This window comes from Lactobacillus fornicalis (assembly GCF_055362665.1).
The window spans coordinates 48,216-65,944 of record NZ_JBLTIM010000016.1 but is presented as its reverse complement, the minus strand read 5'-3'; the positions used below and the strand labels follow the sequence as shown (position 1 = coordinate 65,944).

Here is a 17,729-nt window from a genome sequence, read left to right as displayed (position 1 = left end):
CAAAAAATTTGACAGTTTCAGACTTTCAGTAAAGGTATATGGTATGTTTTTATTTTTCTTACTTGCAAACATAAATTTTTAGTTGTATATTGTACTCGAACATATGTTCGAAAAATAATTTAGGAGGTCCAATAATATGGATGAGAGAGTAAAAGAAGTGCAAGTTTGGTTAAATGAAACTTATGGTGGTGTACCAGGATTTGAAAAGGCACCGATTGACGGTAAGACTGGTTGGCCAACAATTTATAGTTTACGTGAAGGCTTGCAACATGAATTAGGCATTTCTGCTTTAGGTGAAGGATTTGGTTCTTCAACTAAGGCGGCATTAAGCAATATTATTAATAAGATTCGACCTGGATATTCAGGCAATATTGTTAAATTGATTAAGGGTGCTTTTTGGTGTAAGGGGATTAATCCAACTGATTTTTCAGCATCTTATGGTTCTGAATTAACTAATGCTGTTAAGACTTTGCAATCAGATGCAGGGATCACAGCTGATGGAATTTTAACTGTCCAATTGATGGCCGCTCTTTTTGATATGAGTGCATTTGTAGTAATTCATCAAACAAAAAAGAGCGAATTAATTCGCTCCATGCAACAATATTTAAACAGTAAGTACTGGCAAGAATTGGGTATCATGCCATGTGATGGTATCTATCAAAGAGATACTAATACTGCTTTAATATATGCCCTTCAAAAAGCTTGCGGAGTTTCAGGTGCTAACGGTAATTATGGACCTGGAACTATTGCAGCTACCCCAACAGTGAGTGTTGGTCAAAAGGGCGAAGTCGTCAAAATCATTCAATACGGTTTATTTGTTAATGGATTTAATAAAGCTGGTGACTTCAGTGGATATTATAGTTCAAAAATTGGTGAAGAAGTAGTAGCATTTAGAAAATTTATGAAATTAGCTCCTGAAACAAGTACTACAGCTGATTTAACTGTTATTAAAGGGCTATTAACAAGTAATGGTAATACTAATCGTGATTCAATTGCATTAGATACATCAAAACAATTAACGGATACGGATATTGCTAACTTTAAACGATATGGGTTTAGTGTAGTTGGTCGCTACTTAACTGGTTCGGTTGGTGTAGGTGCTAATAAACGCCCTAAAAACTTAACTACAGACGAAATCAGAAGAATTACTAACGCTGGTCTAGCTATTTTTCCAATTTATGAAGATGGAGGTTATGAGGTTAGCTATTTCAATTCTAAACAAGGTTATAGTGATGCTGTTACTGCAATTGTAAATGCTAGAAATCTTGGCTTCCCAGCAGGTACAACTATCTACTTTGCGGTTGATGTAGATATTCAAGATGGAGATATTGACGGAACTGTTGATCCATATTTACGTGCTATTCATAATGTCTTTGTAAATTGTGAATACGAAGCAGGGGTTTATGGGACACGTAATGTTTGTCTTCATGGTATTGAAGATGGTATTTCTGCAAGTTTTGTGGCAGATATGTCTTATGGCTGGAGTGGAAATCTAGGCTTTGAAATGCCAGAAAATTGGGCTTTTGATCAATTTGTCGAGTATACAATTGGTGGTACAGATATTGATCAAGTAGCAGCTTCTGGTAGTGATAAAGGTAGTAAGAAGTTCAGATTACCATCTACATCTACTAAACCTATTTCCGCTAATGAAGCCTTAGATATTTTAGGTTCTCTATTGAATTTAACAAGTATTAGCTTTAACCAAGAATATCCTCTTATTAAAACTCCAATGCTTGAAGAAAGTGTTGAATTTGAAGAAAGTTTTACTGGGACAGGTGGTAATCCAACCTTTAACATTAGTAATGGTAAACTCGATGGAGCCAATTTAAGTGGGTTATTAGGACCATTATTTAATAATCAACAAGCAACGGTAGATGCCGTATTTGGAAAAATGGGAGAAATGCGCTTAGTATCATCAATTAGTGCAGGTAGTTTAACTATCAAAACTGAAGCACCAGTAGATGGAAAAGTAAGCTGTGAGATTATTTTCAATATTCAGAAGCTAGAAAATCAACTTTTAACAAATGAATTATCTATTATTTTTAAATTTAAGGTAGAACCATTAGATCTTGTTAGAACTTATCCAATACCAACTACCAGTCCTACTCCAGCTCCTAGTCCACAATTAGAATTGGAACAGCAAATAATGAAAGTCTCTGTAGGAGCTACTGTGGCAATTGCATTATGTAATTTATTGGGATTTGTTTTGGCTAACATTGTTCAATTTTTATATTATATTTTTGTTACTGTTGTATCCGTAGTATAAAAAACGTTTTGAAAAAATTTTTTACTAGTGTATAGTTTTCCATTTAATAGCAAGTTTTTTTATAATATTTTTTTGTTCGCGTGTTAAAGTCTTTTTATTTAATATTACAGATCTAGCTGAAGATATGTCTTTATTAATCTTGATAGAAAGAAAATAAAAATTAGAATTTTCAAACCCATATTTATATTTACATAAAAATATAGATTTTTCAGTTATAAAAGTATCAAAAGCTTCTTTTATAGCTGGCTCCATAATTTCAGGAAAGTTATATTTATATTTTTTTAAAAAAAAGATTTGTTTCTTAGGATATAATTTTTTGATTATGTAAACAATAAGATAAAACATTATTCCAAATAGTATAATTAAAATTAAATCACTAAGAATAACGAATCTAGTAATAATTTCGTCAAAATAAGTTGGTGAATAATTACCTATCAAATTAGTTCCAAAATAAATTAAATTGAGAATTAATATAGCACTAAAACTTTCTTTTATATGTAAAATATCACAATAACTACGTAGAATAAATTTTGATAACATTTGTCTTTCTTTTTTGGTTAATTCAGATATAATCATGTGATTTAAACCCTTTCTTCCAGTTTTTAGATAATATCTTTTAGTCTATAGTATATTGTTTTCGTGTTTCAAGGGAATTTAATATAAAAGCTTTTTATAAAGAAAGGAGGATATAATGTTTTTCTTTATGATGGTACCAATTAATTGGTTAAAAAAGTGGAGTAATTTACTTTGGCAGTCAGTGAAAAAATTAGTGCTTTTAATGATTACTCATTTTAAGTGATAGAAAAGGCGTATAGTTTCTAGTAGTACTATACAACCGTTATATACTTTATACATTTTTTATAAGACACGATTTCATTATTTTATGGAAGTCGTGTCTTTTAGTTATAGTATCGGTGATAGTAATCGTGAGAAGCTTTGAAGTGAACGCAAGTATCGTGATTGATTTTGAATTTCTTCAATTGTTAGTAAATGGGAATTTTGCATATCTTCTTCAAATATTTGAGCTAACTCGTTATTAATATTGCTATCATAAAATACCGCCATATCTTCGAAATTAAGACTGTATGAGCGATAATCCTGGTTCATTGAACCTACAACTGCATAGTCAAAATCGCCAACAATTGTTTTGGCATGTAAAAATCCATTATCATAGATATAAATCTTAATTCCCATTTTAGTTAATTGGTTAGCATACCATTGAGTTGCTCGATAAATAAAAGGGTGATCTGGTTTAGAAGGAATCATTATGCGCAAATCAACGCCACTTTTGACAATGATTTGCCAAGTAGCAATCATGGCATCATCTGGAATTAAATAAGGTGTTTGTATCCAAAGACGTTTTCTTGCCAGTAACATTAATCTCATCATCCCATTACGCATGTATGGTAATTCACTATCAGGACCATCTGCGACAATTTGGGTTGCGACATTATTTTCTGTAATTTCATCTTCATTTAAATCAGGGAAAAGCTTCTCCGAAAAAGTAATAACTTGGCTAATTTTTGTAATAGAAGCATTCCAATCCATAACAAAGCGTTCTTGTAAAAGTAGTGCAGCAGAACCAATAATTCGCACATGAGTATCACGCCAATAACCGAATTTTTTCTTTTTACCTAAATATTGGTCACCAACATTAAAACCACCAGTCCAAGCAATTCTACCATCAATAACGACAATTTTTCGGTGTAAGTGATAATTAATGCGATATCTAAGGATCATGTTGCGTGAAGTAATAAATGGTAATACTTTTCCCCCAGCTTTGCGTAATTTATCAAACCATTTACTAGTTGCTCCAAATGATCCCCAAGCATCATAAATTAGATGTACCTTGATCCCTTCTTGAGCTTTTTTTACTAATAGGTTGAGTATTTGATTACCAATATCATCGTTATAGAAACTGTAGTATTCAATGTTAATTGTTTCTTTTGCATTTTTGATATCTGACATTAGGTCTCGAAATTTTTCATGTCCATCAGTATAAAGCTTTATCTTATTATTTTTAGAAAGAGGAGCTTCTCGGTTTTGGTTAAAATATTCAATCGCTACCTGTGCTTTATGGGCAGTATCAGATTTACCAGCCCTTTTTTGAAAACGGGGAATCATCTTTTGTACATTTCGTAAGCCAATGTGGTTTTGTTTATTGATTGCAAAAAGATTCTCTTGTGATAATCCTCTCCCAAAAAATCCATATAAAATAAAGCCCAAAATTGGGAAAATTAATAAAATAATTAACCAAGCCCAAGCAGTAGCTACAGATCTTTTCCTTCTGAAAACTACATAAAAAGCTAAAATAGTATTAATACTAATAACAATAATATGAAGATATTTAAGCCAAAACACTCAGCTAACTCCTCCATTAGGTCTAGTTTCGGTCATTGTCGGCAAATAGTAAAATTAAACGAAGTAGTTGTAAGAAAGTGGATAAGGCAGCTGCAACATATGTCAAAGCAGCTGCAAATAGAACTTTTCTTCCAGCTGGATATTCATTTGGATTAATAATTCCCAGCATTTTAACCTTTTTAAGAGCCCGATTTGAAGCATTAAATTCTACAGGCAAGGTTACGATTTGGAATAATAAAGTTAACGCAAAACATAAAATTCCGGCTCTGATTAATACTTGATTAAAACTAAGCACTACTCCTAATATAATCAAAGGCATGGATAAGTTAGCACCAAAGTTAACTATAGGTACTATCTTTGATCTAAAGCTCATTGGAATGTATGCTTTGGCATCTTGAATTGCATGCCCAGCTTCATGAGCAGCTACGCAAATAGCGGCAATACTTGAAGAATTATAAACAGGTTCAGATAAATTAAGAGTTTTATCACTAGGATTATAAAAATCTGTTAGTTCTCCGCTAGTTTCTTGGATAGTTACATCAAAAATCCCGGCATCTTCTAAAATTAACTTAGCCGCTTCTTTCCCAGTAATGTTGTTGTGACTTGGGATAGTTGCATAACGATTAAAAGTGGATTTAACATTCCATGAGGCCCACATTGTAATGGCTAAACCAACTAGTATTAACCAAAAGTAAGGATCCCAAAATAAAAATGGTGAGAAAAACATAATTAATCCTCCGTAAAAGTTATTTTACCTATTATATCTATTTTAAACCTAAAAATCGATTAATAACATCGTTAACAAAAGGGTCATCATGTAACCAGCTATGCTCAGCATTTTCCCCTCTAATTTCCACTTCTTGGTAAAGTTTTAATTGAGGAGCTAAAATATAGCGAATACTTTTAGCTGAAACAACTGAAATGAATTTATCAGTATTTGTTTCGTCTAAAATATTGCCGTAAATATTTAAAATGCTTGCATCAGGGCAAATCCTTTTTTTGCCTAAAATAAATTTTAAGTAAGTGAAATTCATGGCAATTGGATGACCTTTTTCACCAAGGTAATTGACATTAGGTATATCGCCTAAATAAGTTACACCGTCAAAAGGTCCCGCAATTAAAGCGGCTTTTTTTAAAACAGGAAACTTCTTATGCTTAAAGTAACGCATAGCTGTTGCAATGATTGCAGGTGCACCAAGAGAATGGGCTACTGCAAAATAAGTATCAAATTTAAATTGCTTCTTTAAGAAAGGAAGAATGCGGCTTAAATAATAGCTTATTGCACTCATACCAGCAATTCGCTGCCGAAAGACTAATTGTACAATTGGGTATTTATCCCCTGTCCAAGTCCCTTCAAAAGTAAAATTTCCAAATGCATCACAAGTAACTTTTAAGTAGTGTGGGTTATGCTTGGCTTTTCCAGCTTCTTTTACTAATACTCTAGTTGTATAGTCTCCACCTCGAAAACCATGGATATATAAAATTGGAGTTTGTTGGCAAGTGCTGGGTTCAATTTTATAATTGGAATACGATGTGATTTTATTAGGGTGTAGTCGTAAGAAAAAACGAGAGGGAGGAAAACTAGCTAGTATTCCAAGACTTATCAAGTTAAACATTGAAGGATCTTGGGATTGTTTAATTCGATTGTGTTCTGTTTCTTCAGTATATTTTCGTGAATTAAAGAACATATTGACCTCCTTCTTGTGTATTTATATAGTAGTATTTTAACATTAATTGAGAATTATTTATGATTGGAGTAATAAATGAAGTTTTATGCAGTTAAAAAAGGACGAAAGATAGGTATTTTCCGGACTTGGGATGAATGTAAGGAGCAAGTTAATGGCTTTAGTGGGGCGGAGTATAAATCATTTAGCAACATTTTAGAAGCAAGCCAATATCTGGATTTGTCGGAAGACCAAAAAAGAGCAATTATGAAACCAAGTGAGGATAATTTAACAGCTGCAGTGGAAAAAATAAAAGCTCAAAGTAAGGTGATGGCTGAAAAAAAGACTTCAATGAAAAAGCAAACCACTGCTTCTAAATCAGATTATAGCCAATATGAAGTGGTTGTTTTTACTGATGGAGGCTGTAGAAATCATGGCAATGTTAAAGGAGGACATGTTCAAGAAGATGATAAAGCTGCATGGGCATATTTAATTGAACATGAGGGTAATAGAATTAGTAAAGCTGGCGGGGAATTTGGCGCAACGAATAATAAAATGGAATTAACTGGTCTTATTGAAGCTATGAAAAGAATATTAGCCCTGAAACTTAATAATAAAAAAACAATCTTCGTTTTAGATTCTCGTTATGTTTTGAGACCAATAACTGAGAAATGGATTTGGTCTTGGCGAAATAATGGTTGGAAAAGAAGCAAAGGAGAGCTAAAAAATAAAGAATTATGGCAAGAATTATCCCGATTATTGCCTCAATTTAAAAATGCAGAATTTGAATGGACTCATGGTCATGAGGATAATTATGGAAATAACTTTGTTGATAAGGCTTTAAACATTTATATGGATAAAATGTAAAAAATAAATATAGAAAAGAGACATATACATGATAATTTTTAAAATGTATCAACCATTTTTTGAGATAGATAATTGGACCCACGTTATCACTAGTGGGAAAGATTGGCTGATAATTTTAACGTTAATTTTGATGGAATGCCTTTTATCTGTTGATAATGCTGTTGTTTTAGCGGCTCAAACGCAAGTTTTACCTACTAAACTTGAAAAGGAAAAATCTCTTCTTTATGGTTTATGGGGTGCTTATATTTTTCGTTTTATTATTATTGGAGTAGGAACTTATTTAATTCATTTTTGGGAGATTAAATTAGTTGGTAGTATATACCTATTTTATTTAAGTTTTAAGTTCTTTTATGAACAGCATCATCCTGAAAAAGTTAAGCAAAAACATGAACGTGATTCACATCATAAATCTAAAAAACATATTTTTTCTTTGTTTTGGCGGACTGTTATTTCTATTGAATTAATGGATATTGTTTTTTCAATTGATTCAGTTTTAGCTGCTTTAGCAATATCAGAAAATCCTGTGATTATTTTAATTGGTGGAATGATAGGTATTTTATGCATGAGAGGAGTAGCTGAAATAATTATCAAGCTAATGGAACATATTCCAGAACTTGAACCAATGGCTTACATTTTAATTGGACTCATTGCTATGAAATTATTGCTTGATTTGCCACCACTAGAATTTGAAATACCAAATAATATTTTTGCAATTATTATTTTTATTGTTTTAGGAATCACTATTTTATTTCATTTTTGGAGAATAAAAAAACATGGACCTAAACATTTTTAGGACACAAAAAAAGCTTTGACGCAAGTCAAAGCTTTTTTACTTAGTAATGATTTAATTTAAGATAATTGCCCCACCAAATAAGCCTTTAAAGAAATTAACTACAGCATCAATTACTTTTTGAATCCAGTTTTTAGTATCTTGGGAATTTAACTTATTAAAAATGCTCTTAGCACCTTCTTGAATTTGACTAGATAACTTTTGAGCTTGTTCTTTAAAACTGTTAGAGTTTAATGCTCCGGATTTTTTGATGGTTATTAATAAGTTGATAATTTGTTGCTTTTGAGAATTAGTAATGAAATTTGTTAAATTATTCTTTTCAAGTTGATTGTTAACAATAGTTGTTATTTGATTATTAGTGATATTTGAACCATATTTAGCCATATCAGCTTTTGCTCCAGCAACAGCATTATTTAATTGTGCATCACTGTAGCCATCTTTATTTTTGTTATCTTGAGTGATTGAACTTAAAGTGTTTAATTCACTTTGTGCGGCATTTACTTGACTTTGATTAAGAGTATTGCCGGATTGCGCATAAGCAGCATATATACCAGCTAAAGCCCCAGAACCATCAATTGGCGTAGCACTAGTAATATAAATATGGGCATCAGTAATTCCGGCAGTTAAAGCAGCATTTTTATACTGGTTAGCTGTAATAGTAGTAATATTATTTGAACCATTATAATTCAAAATTTTTACATTAATACCACTGCCACTACTTGTCTTTTGAATCATTGCACTGGACCAGACACCAGATGAATTAGTAAAGGTTTCACCTGATGGATTAAGATATTTAACTAAGTCACTCCCTGTAACCGTAATTGTTTTGTAAGAAGCGCCATTTAATGACTGAGTTAAGGTATTAATAGTACCTTGTTTTTGACTGCTAGTTAAGGATGAACCCAAAGTTACAACTGGTGTTGTATCATCATCAGCTTTAGCAGTATTTTTGTTAGCGAAGCTGAATCCTGTTGCAATTATTGCTGCAACTAAAAATGCCATAAATTTTTTCATAATAACATTTCACTCCTTTATGGTTATATTATACCTATTTTGATAAATGAGAAGCTAACTTCGCAAAGAAAGCTTAATAGTTTTACAACTTCCTTTAACCTTTTACTTAAAATAGGAATTAAACTGGTTCGATGATATAATTTTAAGAAAAGGAGGAGCCGAATTTTGCAACAACCAAAGTTGACCGTGATTATGCCGGTCTATAATTTAGCAGAATATTTACCACGAGCTTTAGATGCATTACTTCATCAAGATGAATCTAATTTTAAGCTTTTGATTATTGATGATGGTTCTACTGACAAGACTAGCGAAATTTTGCAACAATATCGGCCAAAATTTCCATATTTTACTGTAATTAAAACTAAGAATGGTGGGCCTTCTTCAGCAAGAAATATTGGTTTAAGTCAGGTGGATACTCCATATTTTACTTTTCATGATGGGGATGACTTTGTTGATCCAGGATATGTTTCCTTTTTTATTAGAGCTTTTAAGCTTCATCCAGATTGTGATATGGTTTCTTGTGGTTATTATATTGATCGTCCTAAGGGAAGAAGCCATGTTGTAGGTAAGCCTGAAAGTGGAGTGTTGACTAAAGGAAATGCCTTTATGAAACTTACTGATATCTTTGCTTCTCCAATGAAGGGCTATTGCTGGAATAAAGGATATCGAACTAAATTAGTTAGAAAGCATAACTTGCTTTTTGATGCAGATGTAGCATTTATGGAAGATCAGATTTTTAATGTTAAATATATTTCAATAGCAAGAAAAGTTTACTATACACAAAAGCCATATTATCATTATTGGCAACGGTCTGATTCAATTGTCCATAAGCCTAATTTAAAGAAGACATCAGATTTACTTATGGGAAATTATTTAATTTGGAGTAAAATTATAAAAAGTATTATGAAAGAACGTGAGCAAGAAAAGGCAAAGAAAAAAGCTAATAAAATCTTGCTCAAGAATTCAAATATTGACTAAGGATATTTAGGAATAAGAATGAAAGTTACTGTTAATAATGTTGAATTGTATTATCAAAAATTAGGCAAAGGTGAACCGTTGATTTTACTTCACGGTCATCATTTAGATGGTGGAATGTTTGATAAAATTTTAGCACCGCTTTCTTTATACTATACTGTTTATGTCTTAGATATGAGAGGACATGGTCTAAGTGAAGGAGATGCTGCAGAGCATTATCAAGAAGAAGTTAGTGATTTGGCAGCTTTTATCCGTAAACTTGATTTAAAACAGCCATATATTTATGGCTATGATGCTGGTGGGGTTGTAACTCTAATGTTAGCTAGCCAATATCCTAATATGCTAAAAAAAGCGATAGTGGCAGGGGTCTTTGTACATGGTGCGGGAATTAAGCCATATCATTATGCTGTTGAAGGAGTGAAGCGTTTCATTAAACGTGATCCAGATAGCCAAGTTGAATTAACAGAAACACTCATTGAGCCAGAAAAATTAAGAAAAATTATTACTCCAACCTTGTGTGTTGTAGGAGAAAAAGACTGGGTAAAAGTTGAACATGTAAGATGGTATTCTCAAATTATGAAAAATGCACGATTGGTAATTATGCCTAGACAAACCCATGATAGTTATACAGTTCATAGTTTTAAAATGCTGGATTTAATTAAAGATTTTTGTAGATAAAAAGATAGCGATATATATCGCTATCTTTTTACATATATAAGCTCATGCAACTAATAATTAAAGCAATCAGTCCGGGAGTCATTTGAACAAAATAAATTTTTTGGTTAACAGTTAAACCACCAAAAAAACCAACTACACTAACAAAGCTTGAGAATAGCAAGTTTGCGTATATTGTATTAGTTCCAGTGAAAACCCACTGACCTAAAATAATAATTACAGCTAGCATTGCATTATAAATTCCTTGATTTGCCATAGAAATTCTAGCATCAGCTTGTTTGAGAAACTCTACATCAACTCCGAAAGCTTTTGCTTGTTTTTTTGGATTAGCAGTCATTTCTAAAAAAGCGATAAATAAATGCTCAATTGCAATTATCAATAATAAAACAATACTAAAAGTTCTCATAAAATCCTCCTAAATAATATATTTGGATATTATAGCAAAAAATATTGAAAGAAATTCAATATTTTTGGAAGCCTTTGTTTATCCAACGTCTTTTTTTGTCTATAATAGAATTGTATATAGATTTTTCTAAAGGGGCATACAATGAATAAAGAAGAACTCCATCAAATGTTACACCCAATGAAGTTAATCGGTTTAGGTGGTAATAAGGCTTTAAATGAAAAGTTTGCTAATATCTTGCATATGCCTTTGCTTGAAACAACTGTACATCATTTTAGCGATGGTGAAATTGCGGTAAACATTGCTGAAACTGTACGTGGTTGTGATGTATTTGTTATTCAATCAATTCAAGATCCAGTTAACGAAAACTTTATGGAATTGGAAATAGTTTGTGATGCTTTACATCGTGCATCAGCTCACCGTATTAACTGTGTAGTGCCATATTTGGCATATTCTCGTTCTGATACTAAGAGCCGTTCTCGTGAACCAATTACAGCTAAGTTAGTTGCTAACTTACTTCAATTAACTGGAATTGATCGGTTAATTACTTTGGATTTACATGCTTCACAAATTCAAGGATTTTACAATATTCCAGTTGACCATTTACACGCTTTGCCATTACTTGCACAATACTTCTTAGATAACGGGATTGCTACTAGCGATGATGATAATGTAGTAATCGTTTCACCAGATCATTCAGGCACTAAGTTAGCTCGTAACTTTGCGACTAACTTTAATGCACCAATTGCAATTGTCGATCAACGTGGTGCTCATTACGATGATTCAGTTCACGATATGATTGGTGATGTAAAAGGGAAGAAATGTATCATTGTCGATGATTTAATTGATACTGGCTCACGGATTGCCTCATCAACTCACTCTGTTTTAGCAGCTGGTGCAACTAAAGTTTATGTTGCAGCTAGTCATGCATTATTATCACATGATGCAGTTGATGTTTTGAATAAGTTGCCAATTGAACAAATCGTAGTTACTGATACTATTAAGCACGAAAAATATCCTGATAGAATTGTTAGAGTATCAGTCGATCAATTGCTTGCACGTGGAATTGATTATGTATACAATGATCGTTCAATTCACCAAATTTTTGATGAACAAAATAGAATTAAGTAATTGCTAGTTAATAATTAAGAAATTGAAAAACTGACTCTTATTAGGAGTCAGTTTTTGCTTATTACTATACAAAGCTAGAAGTAATTGATATAATTCTTTATAATTGTATAGACAAATTGATAGAGAGGATGACTATTGTGGCAAGACATAAAAATATGAAGCGGAGAAGAATTATTTTAGATAATACTTTCAAATTGATTCGTGAATATGGAATCGATAATGTATCGCTTCAAATGATTGCAGAAAAATCAGGAATTTCTAAGTCTTTACTGCAATCTTACTATCCACATAAACAAAAGTTAACCACTGATATTATGCATAATCTATTCAACACTTTGTGGGATGAAGTTTATACAAATGTTGTAGATCAAAAACAAAATTTATTTACTCAAGTGAAGGCATTTTGCTATATTATTGGTTCTTTAGGAATTCGTGATAACGGATTAGATCAAGTAATTAGACAGGCATTTAGTGATAATACTACTCTTGATTCATGGAGCCAAATGCTTAATTCATGGATTGTTGAAAGAAATTTGATTTCAGAATTTACACCTGATCAAATTGAAAGAATTCGTTCCGGGATTTCTTTTATTGCAGCTGGAGGTGGCCGACTTTACCTTAAACGCAAAACTCATAACCTTAACCCTGAAGAAATTGCTGATTTCATGACTTCAACTTTAATGGGAGTATTTATGAATTATGATACTTCCGAAATTAAGGAAGTCCTCGAAGAAGGGCATCAAGTAATTCGAAATGCAGATATTGGTAGCATTCATTTTGCTATTGATCACATGTTTGACGAAGGTAAAGAAATTTACAGTTAGGGAGAGTAATATGGCAGAAACGACGCGTTCAGAGATTAGACGTCTTGATGCTGAGCAAAATAGATCATATAAAAGATCCTTTATTGCAACAATTTTTGTAGTTGTAAGTTTAATATTATTTAGTTTTACATTAATGAATCCTTCTTTTATGAAGGGAATTACTCGGACAAGTAATGGGCAAGCAGTGGTTGATGCACAAATTAATGCAAAATTTGATCGCTTGGCAGTGTTAGTTAATGGTCAAAAAAACAGCAGTTCTAACTTATTGACAGCAGATCAAACTCAAGTATTATCTGATGAATTGATAGATTATACATTAGGAATTCATTGGTTTAAGACGGATAATGCTAATTTAGCAAATAAGATTTATTCTACTTTGAATAAAGAAATTAATTCTAATTCAGCAACAGAAGCTCAAAATGTTTTAAAGAGTTTAAAAAAACAAGGAGATAGTTCTGTATATACTATTATTTCGGCCTTTGAATTAGCTGATGTTACACAACAAGCAAATTTAGTAACTATGTTTTTAATCATTAATACTGTTTTGGTAATAGTTTTAATCTTATCATTGATTTCTACATTGATGGAAATGAGAGAAAAGCTACGTTTGAAGGCTATAATTCATGAAATAACAGGTGCAGGTATGTGGACAGGAGCTTTAATGATTGTTATCTATGTCATTTTAGCGATGATACCACTAATCTTTAATGTTGAAAGCATAAGTATTTTGGACTTTGGATACTGGTTAGAATTAGCAAGTTCTGTATTTTTAGAATATGTTATGTTCGGTGCAATTATTTTTGTAATTAATACTATTCCTTGGCAATTAACTTCTACAAAATAGGATTATTTCAGGAGATAAATTTTATGTTGCTTTTTTCAATATTGGTTTTAATTATTTTAGCTAATTCGATAAGAACTAAGTATTCAGATAATCCGACTATTAAATTTTTGAAAAAACATCGTGGATTAATATTAACAGCTTATTCTGTTTTAGTGTTTAGTTATTTTGTTTTAAAAAATGGATTTAATGTTCTTACAAGCACCTATATATTTTTTATACTTATCGGAATTTTTTATTTAATTCATGATAGGAATAAAATAAACGAGAGAATAGTAGAGCAATACAAAAAACGTTGATAAAGTCTTAAAAAACTTATCAACGTTTTTATTTATTATTTATTTAAAATGTTTTTTCTATGCTGGATTTTTACTTGGGATTTTTTGAACCCATTGATTTGGTCCGAGGTAATACCAAGTAATTCCGCCAATTATTATACTTTGACCATATGCATAACTAGTTTGTGGTTTGAGATAAGCATATGTTTTTGTTTGTAAGTTAGCATATGGACTAGTATAAATTTGTTTATCAAGCATGTTATCATCTGAATCTAAAATTCCAGCACTAATTAATGGATTTGAAACACGATAAAAGTCTCTAAACCATTGGTTTTTGCCAAGATTATAGAAGTTTTTACCATCTTGATAAGATCTTCCAAAAATAGCGGTATTTGTAATTCTATCTTTCATAAGTGTGTCGCTGATTTCTTCAGCCTTTAGTAATAAAGCTGATTTGATCTTGACATCTTTTTCTGCAGGAGTTGATGACTGGTTATTTGCGATTTGTTCAACTTGATTCTGAACATTAGTTGATGATTTAGTTGTTGTAGTGTTTAAACTAGGCTGGTTAGCGGCAACTTGATTAAATAGTTTAAAACTATAGGAGTAGATACCATTAATGTTTACTTGATATTGGTGCCCAGAAATAAGACTAATATTGCCAGGCTTATAAGTTATATTGGTTGAGAAGTTCCCATAAAAACTAGAACTATAATTATGAACATCTGTTGCAGTTACCTTTTGACCGGTATCTAAGTCAGTAACAGTAATTGTTGGAGTTGATTTAATTTGTTCATTTGCTAAATAAAATGACCAATAAATATTTTGTCCACTTAATAACTCTATTGGGAAAACTCCTTCACTAGGATAGGTAATAGTAGATTTAGCAGCGGTTTTCATTACATCTGATAGATTAATAACTCTTTGAACAGAATAACGATAGCCATTTGCTCCATAAGCAGCACCTATTCCTGTTGTATAAAGCCAAGGTGAAAGAATCCAAGCTCTGTGACCAGTGTCTCCACCTGTTAAATTGTTTCTGTCAGTCAAAAAGTCGGTAATTACATCTCCAGCTGATTGATTTAAGATATTGAAGTTAAGATTGGAATTTTTGGTTAAATCAACTGCTGTATCCCAGTCGCTCTCACTAATATAACTAGGCTTAGACTCATTTGGTAAACCGTGTTGATTTTGGAATGGGTTTGCGCCAATGGCAGCCATAACTGCAGCAGCAATTTGTGCATTTTGATTTTCAGTCTTACTTGCAGTGACACTTGGCAAACCAAAAAGTGCTCTATAATAATTAATCCAGGCTAATTGAGAGTCAATGTAATTTTGAGATATTTGCCCTGCAGAAAATGGTTCAGTTAAGTTAGGAGTAATTGTATATAAATTGCTTTTACTATATGGCGTTTGATCCAAACTTGCATAGCGATTTTGGAATGAACGAATAGTATTAAGTTCAGAGCTAGTAAAAGTTGCTGCACTAGCAATAGGTGTAGCAATAGTTGTAGTAAATGTTGGAGCTAACAACATGATACTTGCTGAAATAGTAGCAAGTTTTCGCTTGAAATTCATGGATTGAAGCCCTCCTTTTCTATAGATATATGATATCACATTTCTTTTGTAACAGTTTTGCAACATTTATGTAACAATTTAAACACATTTGCTAAAATTTTTCTAGTTTTTTTCCTAATAAATACGCCAATTAAGCTGTAAATGCGTATAATTAAAGATTGAACGATATAAGGAGATAAAAACGAACAATTAAAGGAGAAAAAAATGACAGATAAAACCAGAGTTGGCTTAATCTTTGGTGGTAACTCCTCAGAATATGAGGTCTCCATTGTTTCTGGCCACAACATTTATAACGCAATTGATAAAGAAAAGTATGATGTATATCCAATTTGGTTAACAAAAGATAATTATTTTGCAAGTTTAGAAGATTCCAAAAAGGTTTGGGATGATCCTACTTATACTATCAAAAATCCACACAAATTAGCTAATGTTTCAAACTTTGAACAATTAGCTAATTTACCTGAAATGGATGTTTACTTCCCAATTGTTCATGGAAATATTGGTGAAGATGGTGTTATTCAAGGGTTCTTTAGAATGCTTGATAAACCATTTGTTGGTGATGATGTATTAGCAGCAGCTGTCACAATGGATAAAGAATTTACTAAAATTTTGGCACAAAGAGCTGGGGTACCTGTTGCTGATTGGGTTGCTATTAAGCGCTTTGAGTACAATGATAAAAATAACTCTAAGCTTGATTACAATTATGTTTCTAAGAAATTAGGAACTGATTTATTTGTTAAGCCTTCTAACCAAGGTTCAAGTGTTGGAATTAGTCATGTTAAATCAGAAGCAGACTACTTACCAGCTCTTGCAGAAGCTTTTAAATATGATGATAAAGTATTAGTTGAAGAAGCAATTGATGGTACTGAAGTTGAAACAGCTGTTTTAGGAAATGATGATATTATTGTTTCAGGTGTTGGTCAAATTATTAATGCCAAAGGATCATTCTACAGTTATAAAAATAAATATGATGATTCTTCAACTACTACCTTACAAATTCCAGCAGATTTACCAGCAGAAATTGTGGAAAAAGTTCGCTCAAATGCAGAAAAAATTTATCGTGCAACTGAGTGTAGTGGAATGGCTAGAATTGACTCTATGTTAAGAACAAGCGATCATGAAGTTATTTTTAATGAATTGAATGCGCTTCCTGGTTTTACTAATATCAGTATGTATCCTAAATTGTTTGAAGAAGCTGGTATTAAGTATACCGATCTTATTTCTCGCTTGATTGAATTGGCTGTTGAACGCCATAATCACAAAAAAACTTTGCTTCATAAGCCTGAATAGGGGAAGAATTGATGAGTTTGAATGAAAAAGAATTAGTAAATCCAAGCACAGCAGCAGCTGAACTCAAAATTAGTGTAGCAACATTGAGAAAATATTCTTTGATTGTTGAAAAAACAACTGGGGATTCAGAATATTATGCACGTACTAGTCAACGTGCACGGTTATATTCTGCTAAGAATATTGAAGACCTTAAAGCTTTTCATAAATTAGCTAAGCAAAGTGGTTTAACGTTGAGTGATGCAGCGCAACAAATATTTGCAGTAAGTGATAAAAAAGTTGAGGACCAAAAAAAGGCTGATAAAAAAATCGAGGAACAAGCTAATGCCTTGATGGATTCCAAACAAGTAGTTAAGTTGTTATCAGCCTTGCAACAAACTATTGTCAATCAAAATCAAGCCATTGCCGATTTACAAAAGCAAGTTGCTGAAGTTCAAAAACAAAATGCAGCATTGATTGATAGTCAAAAGCAATTAGCTGCTCCACAAGCAACTGCAGATTTGCCTGAAATGGATGATGATTTCTTTGATGAAGAAATTGATGAAAAAACGCCTGAACAAAAGCGTAGTGAAGTTGCAAAGGATATGTCAAAAAGTGAAGATGAAGTACGTGGTGCAATTTTAAAGAAGGCCCAAGAAAACGCCGCAAAGCGCGCCAAAGAAAATGTTCACCGAACTTTAGCAGATATGCAACTTCCTAAGAAAAAGCACTGGTGGGAAAGATTTCTTGGTTAAGAAATGAATAAGAAGATGACCTATTTTTAGGCCATCTTTTT

The 17,729-nt window shown here is 32.0% G+C and carries 17 protein-coding genes; 10 read left to right on the top strand and 7 right to left on the bottom strand.

Translation table 11 applies throughout. From position 1 onward, the window contains the following. The first annotated feature begins 136 nt into the window (after nucleotides 1-136). The gene (locus tag ACNDLV_RS04485) at nucleotides 137-2,266 is read left to right on the top strand and encodes a glycoside hydrolase domain-containing protein (protein WP_006586161.1); all 2,130 of its coding nucleotides are present in this window, start codon (nucleotides 137-139) and stop codon (nucleotides 2,264-2,266) included. Between the two features lie 24 nt (nucleotides 2,267-2,290). Here ACNDLV_RS04485 and ACNDLV_RS04480 read toward each other — a convergent pair whose 3' ends face one another. The 4 genes from ACNDLV_RS04480 to ACNDLV_RS04465 all read right to left on the bottom strand — a co-directional run bounded on the left by ACNDLV_RS04480 (nucleotide 2,291) and on the right by ACNDLV_RS04465 (nucleotide 6,315). After that, nucleotides 2,291-2,842 carry a hypothetical protein gene (locus tag ACNDLV_RS04480; RefSeq protein ID WP_006586162.1) on the bottom strand — a complete coding sequence of 184 codons (552 nt, stop codon included), beginning with the start codon at nucleotides 2,840-2,842 and terminating at the stop codon, nucleotides 2,291-2,293. Between the two features lie 327 nt (nucleotides 2,843-3,169). After that, nucleotides 3,170-4,627, bottom strand: coding sequence for a cardiolipin synthase (cls, locus tag ACNDLV_RS04475; protein ID WP_006586163.1), 1,458 nt, complete (start codon nucleotides 4,625-4,627; stop codon nucleotides 3,170-3,172). 22 nt (nucleotides 4,628-4,649) lie between these two features. Further along, entirely contained in the window at nucleotides 4,650-5,354 is a 705-nt protein-coding gene (locus ACNDLV_RS04470) for a zinc metallopeptidase (RefSeq protein WP_006586164.1), read from the bottom strand. A 37-nt stretch (nucleotides 5,355-5,391) separates the two neighbouring features. After that, a complete protein-coding gene (locus ACNDLV_RS04465) occupies nucleotides 5,392-6,315 on the bottom strand; it encodes an alpha/beta hydrolase (RefSeq protein ID WP_006586165.1) in 924 nt (307 codons plus the stop codon). A 75-nt stretch (nucleotides 6,316-6,390) separates the two neighbouring features. On the opposite strand from ACNDLV_RS04465, the gene ACNDLV_RS04460 reads away from it, so the two are divergent. Continuing rightward, entirely contained in the window at nucleotides 6,391-7,158 is a 768-nt protein-coding gene (locus ACNDLV_RS04460; protein WP_006586166.1) for a ribonuclease H family protein, read from the top strand. A gap of 28 nt (nucleotides 7,159-7,186) precedes the next feature. Beyond that, the gene (locus tag ACNDLV_RS04455) at nucleotides 7,187-7,951 is read left to right on the top strand and encodes a TerC family protein (protein ID WP_006586167.1); all 765 of its coding nucleotides are present in this window, start codon (nucleotides 7,187-7,189) and stop codon (nucleotides 7,949-7,951) included. 51 nt (nucleotides 7,952-8,002) lie between these two features. Here the strand turns inward: ACNDLV_RS04455 and ACNDLV_RS04450 are convergent, their stop codons facing one another. Beyond that, entirely contained in the window at nucleotides 8,003-8,962 is a 960-nt protein-coding gene (locus ACNDLV_RS04450) for a DUF1002 domain-containing protein (RefSeq protein WP_006587567.1), read from the bottom strand. A 162-nt stretch (nucleotides 8,963-9,124) separates the two neighbouring features. Here ACNDLV_RS04450 and ACNDLV_RS04445 point away from each other — a divergent pair, with 162 nt between their 5' ends. Further along, nucleotides 9,125-9,940 carry a glycosyltransferase family 2 protein gene (locus tag ACNDLV_RS04445; protein WP_034530443.1) on the top strand — a complete coding sequence of 272 codons (816 nt, stop codon included), beginning with the start codon at nucleotides 9,125-9,127 and terminating at the stop codon, nucleotides 9,938-9,940. Nucleotides 9,941-9,958: 18 nt separating this feature from the next. After that, complete coding sequence (locus tag ACNDLV_RS04440) at nucleotides 9,959-10,615, top strand: alpha/beta fold hydrolase (RefSeq protein ID WP_006586170.1); 657 nt, start codon at nucleotides 9,959-9,961, stop codon at nucleotides 10,613-10,615. Between the two features lie 28 nt (nucleotides 10,616-10,643). Here ACNDLV_RS04440 and ACNDLV_RS04435 read toward each other — a convergent pair whose 3' ends face one another. After that, nucleotides 10,644-11,018, bottom strand: a complete 375-nt coding sequence (locus ACNDLV_RS04435) for a DUF1304 domain-containing protein (protein WP_006586171.1) — start codon at nucleotides 11,016-11,018, stop codon at nucleotides 10,644-10,646. A gap of 141 nt (nucleotides 11,019-11,159) precedes the next feature. Here ACNDLV_RS04435 and ACNDLV_RS04430 point away from each other — a divergent pair, with 141 nt between their 5' ends. The 3 genes from ACNDLV_RS04430 (at nucleotide 11,160) to ACNDLV_RS04420 (ending at nucleotide 13,814) form a co-directional block, all read left to right on the top strand. Then, nucleotides 11,160-12,146, top strand: coding sequence for a ribose-phosphate diphosphokinase (locus ACNDLV_RS04430; protein WP_498882934.1), 987 nt, complete (start codon nucleotides 11,160-11,162; stop codon nucleotides 12,144-12,146). Between the two features lie 137 nt (nucleotides 12,147-12,283). Continuing rightward, nucleotides 12,284-12,970 (top strand): TetR/AcrR family transcriptional regulator, encoded by a 687-nt coding sequence (locus tag ACNDLV_RS04425; protein ID WP_022091376.1) that lies wholly within the window; start codon nucleotides 12,284-12,286, stop codon nucleotides 12,968-12,970. 10 nt (nucleotides 12,971-12,980) lie between these two features. Further along, a complete protein-coding gene (locus tag ACNDLV_RS04420) occupies nucleotides 12,981-13,814 on the top strand; it encodes a hypothetical protein (RefSeq protein ID WP_006587569.1) in 834 nt (277 codons plus the stop codon). A gap of 353 nt (nucleotides 13,815-14,167) precedes the next feature. Here ACNDLV_RS04420 and ACNDLV_RS04415 read toward each other — a convergent pair whose 3' ends face one another. Next, a complete protein-coding gene (locus ACNDLV_RS04415) occupies nucleotides 14,168-15,667 on the bottom strand; it encodes a CAP domain-containing protein (RefSeq protein ID WP_048588371.1) in 1,500 nt (499 codons plus the stop codon). Nucleotides 15,668-15,871: 204 nt separating this feature from the next. Between ACNDLV_RS04415 and ACNDLV_RS04410 the strand changes: the two genes are divergently transcribed. Both ACNDLV_RS04410 and ACNDLV_RS04405 read left to right on the top strand, forming a co-directional pair. Next, nucleotides 15,872-16,957, top strand: a complete 1,086-nt coding sequence (locus ACNDLV_RS04410) for a D-alanine--D-alanine ligase family protein (protein WP_006586177.1) — start codon at nucleotides 15,872-15,874, stop codon at nucleotides 16,955-16,957. Nucleotides 16,958-16,968: 11 nt separating this feature from the next. Then, complete coding sequence (locus ACNDLV_RS04405; protein ID WP_006586179.1) at nucleotides 16,969-17,688, top strand: hypothetical protein; 720 nt, start codon at nucleotides 16,969-16,971, stop codon at nucleotides 17,686-17,688. Nucleotides 17,689-17,729 lie beyond the last annotated feature (41 nt).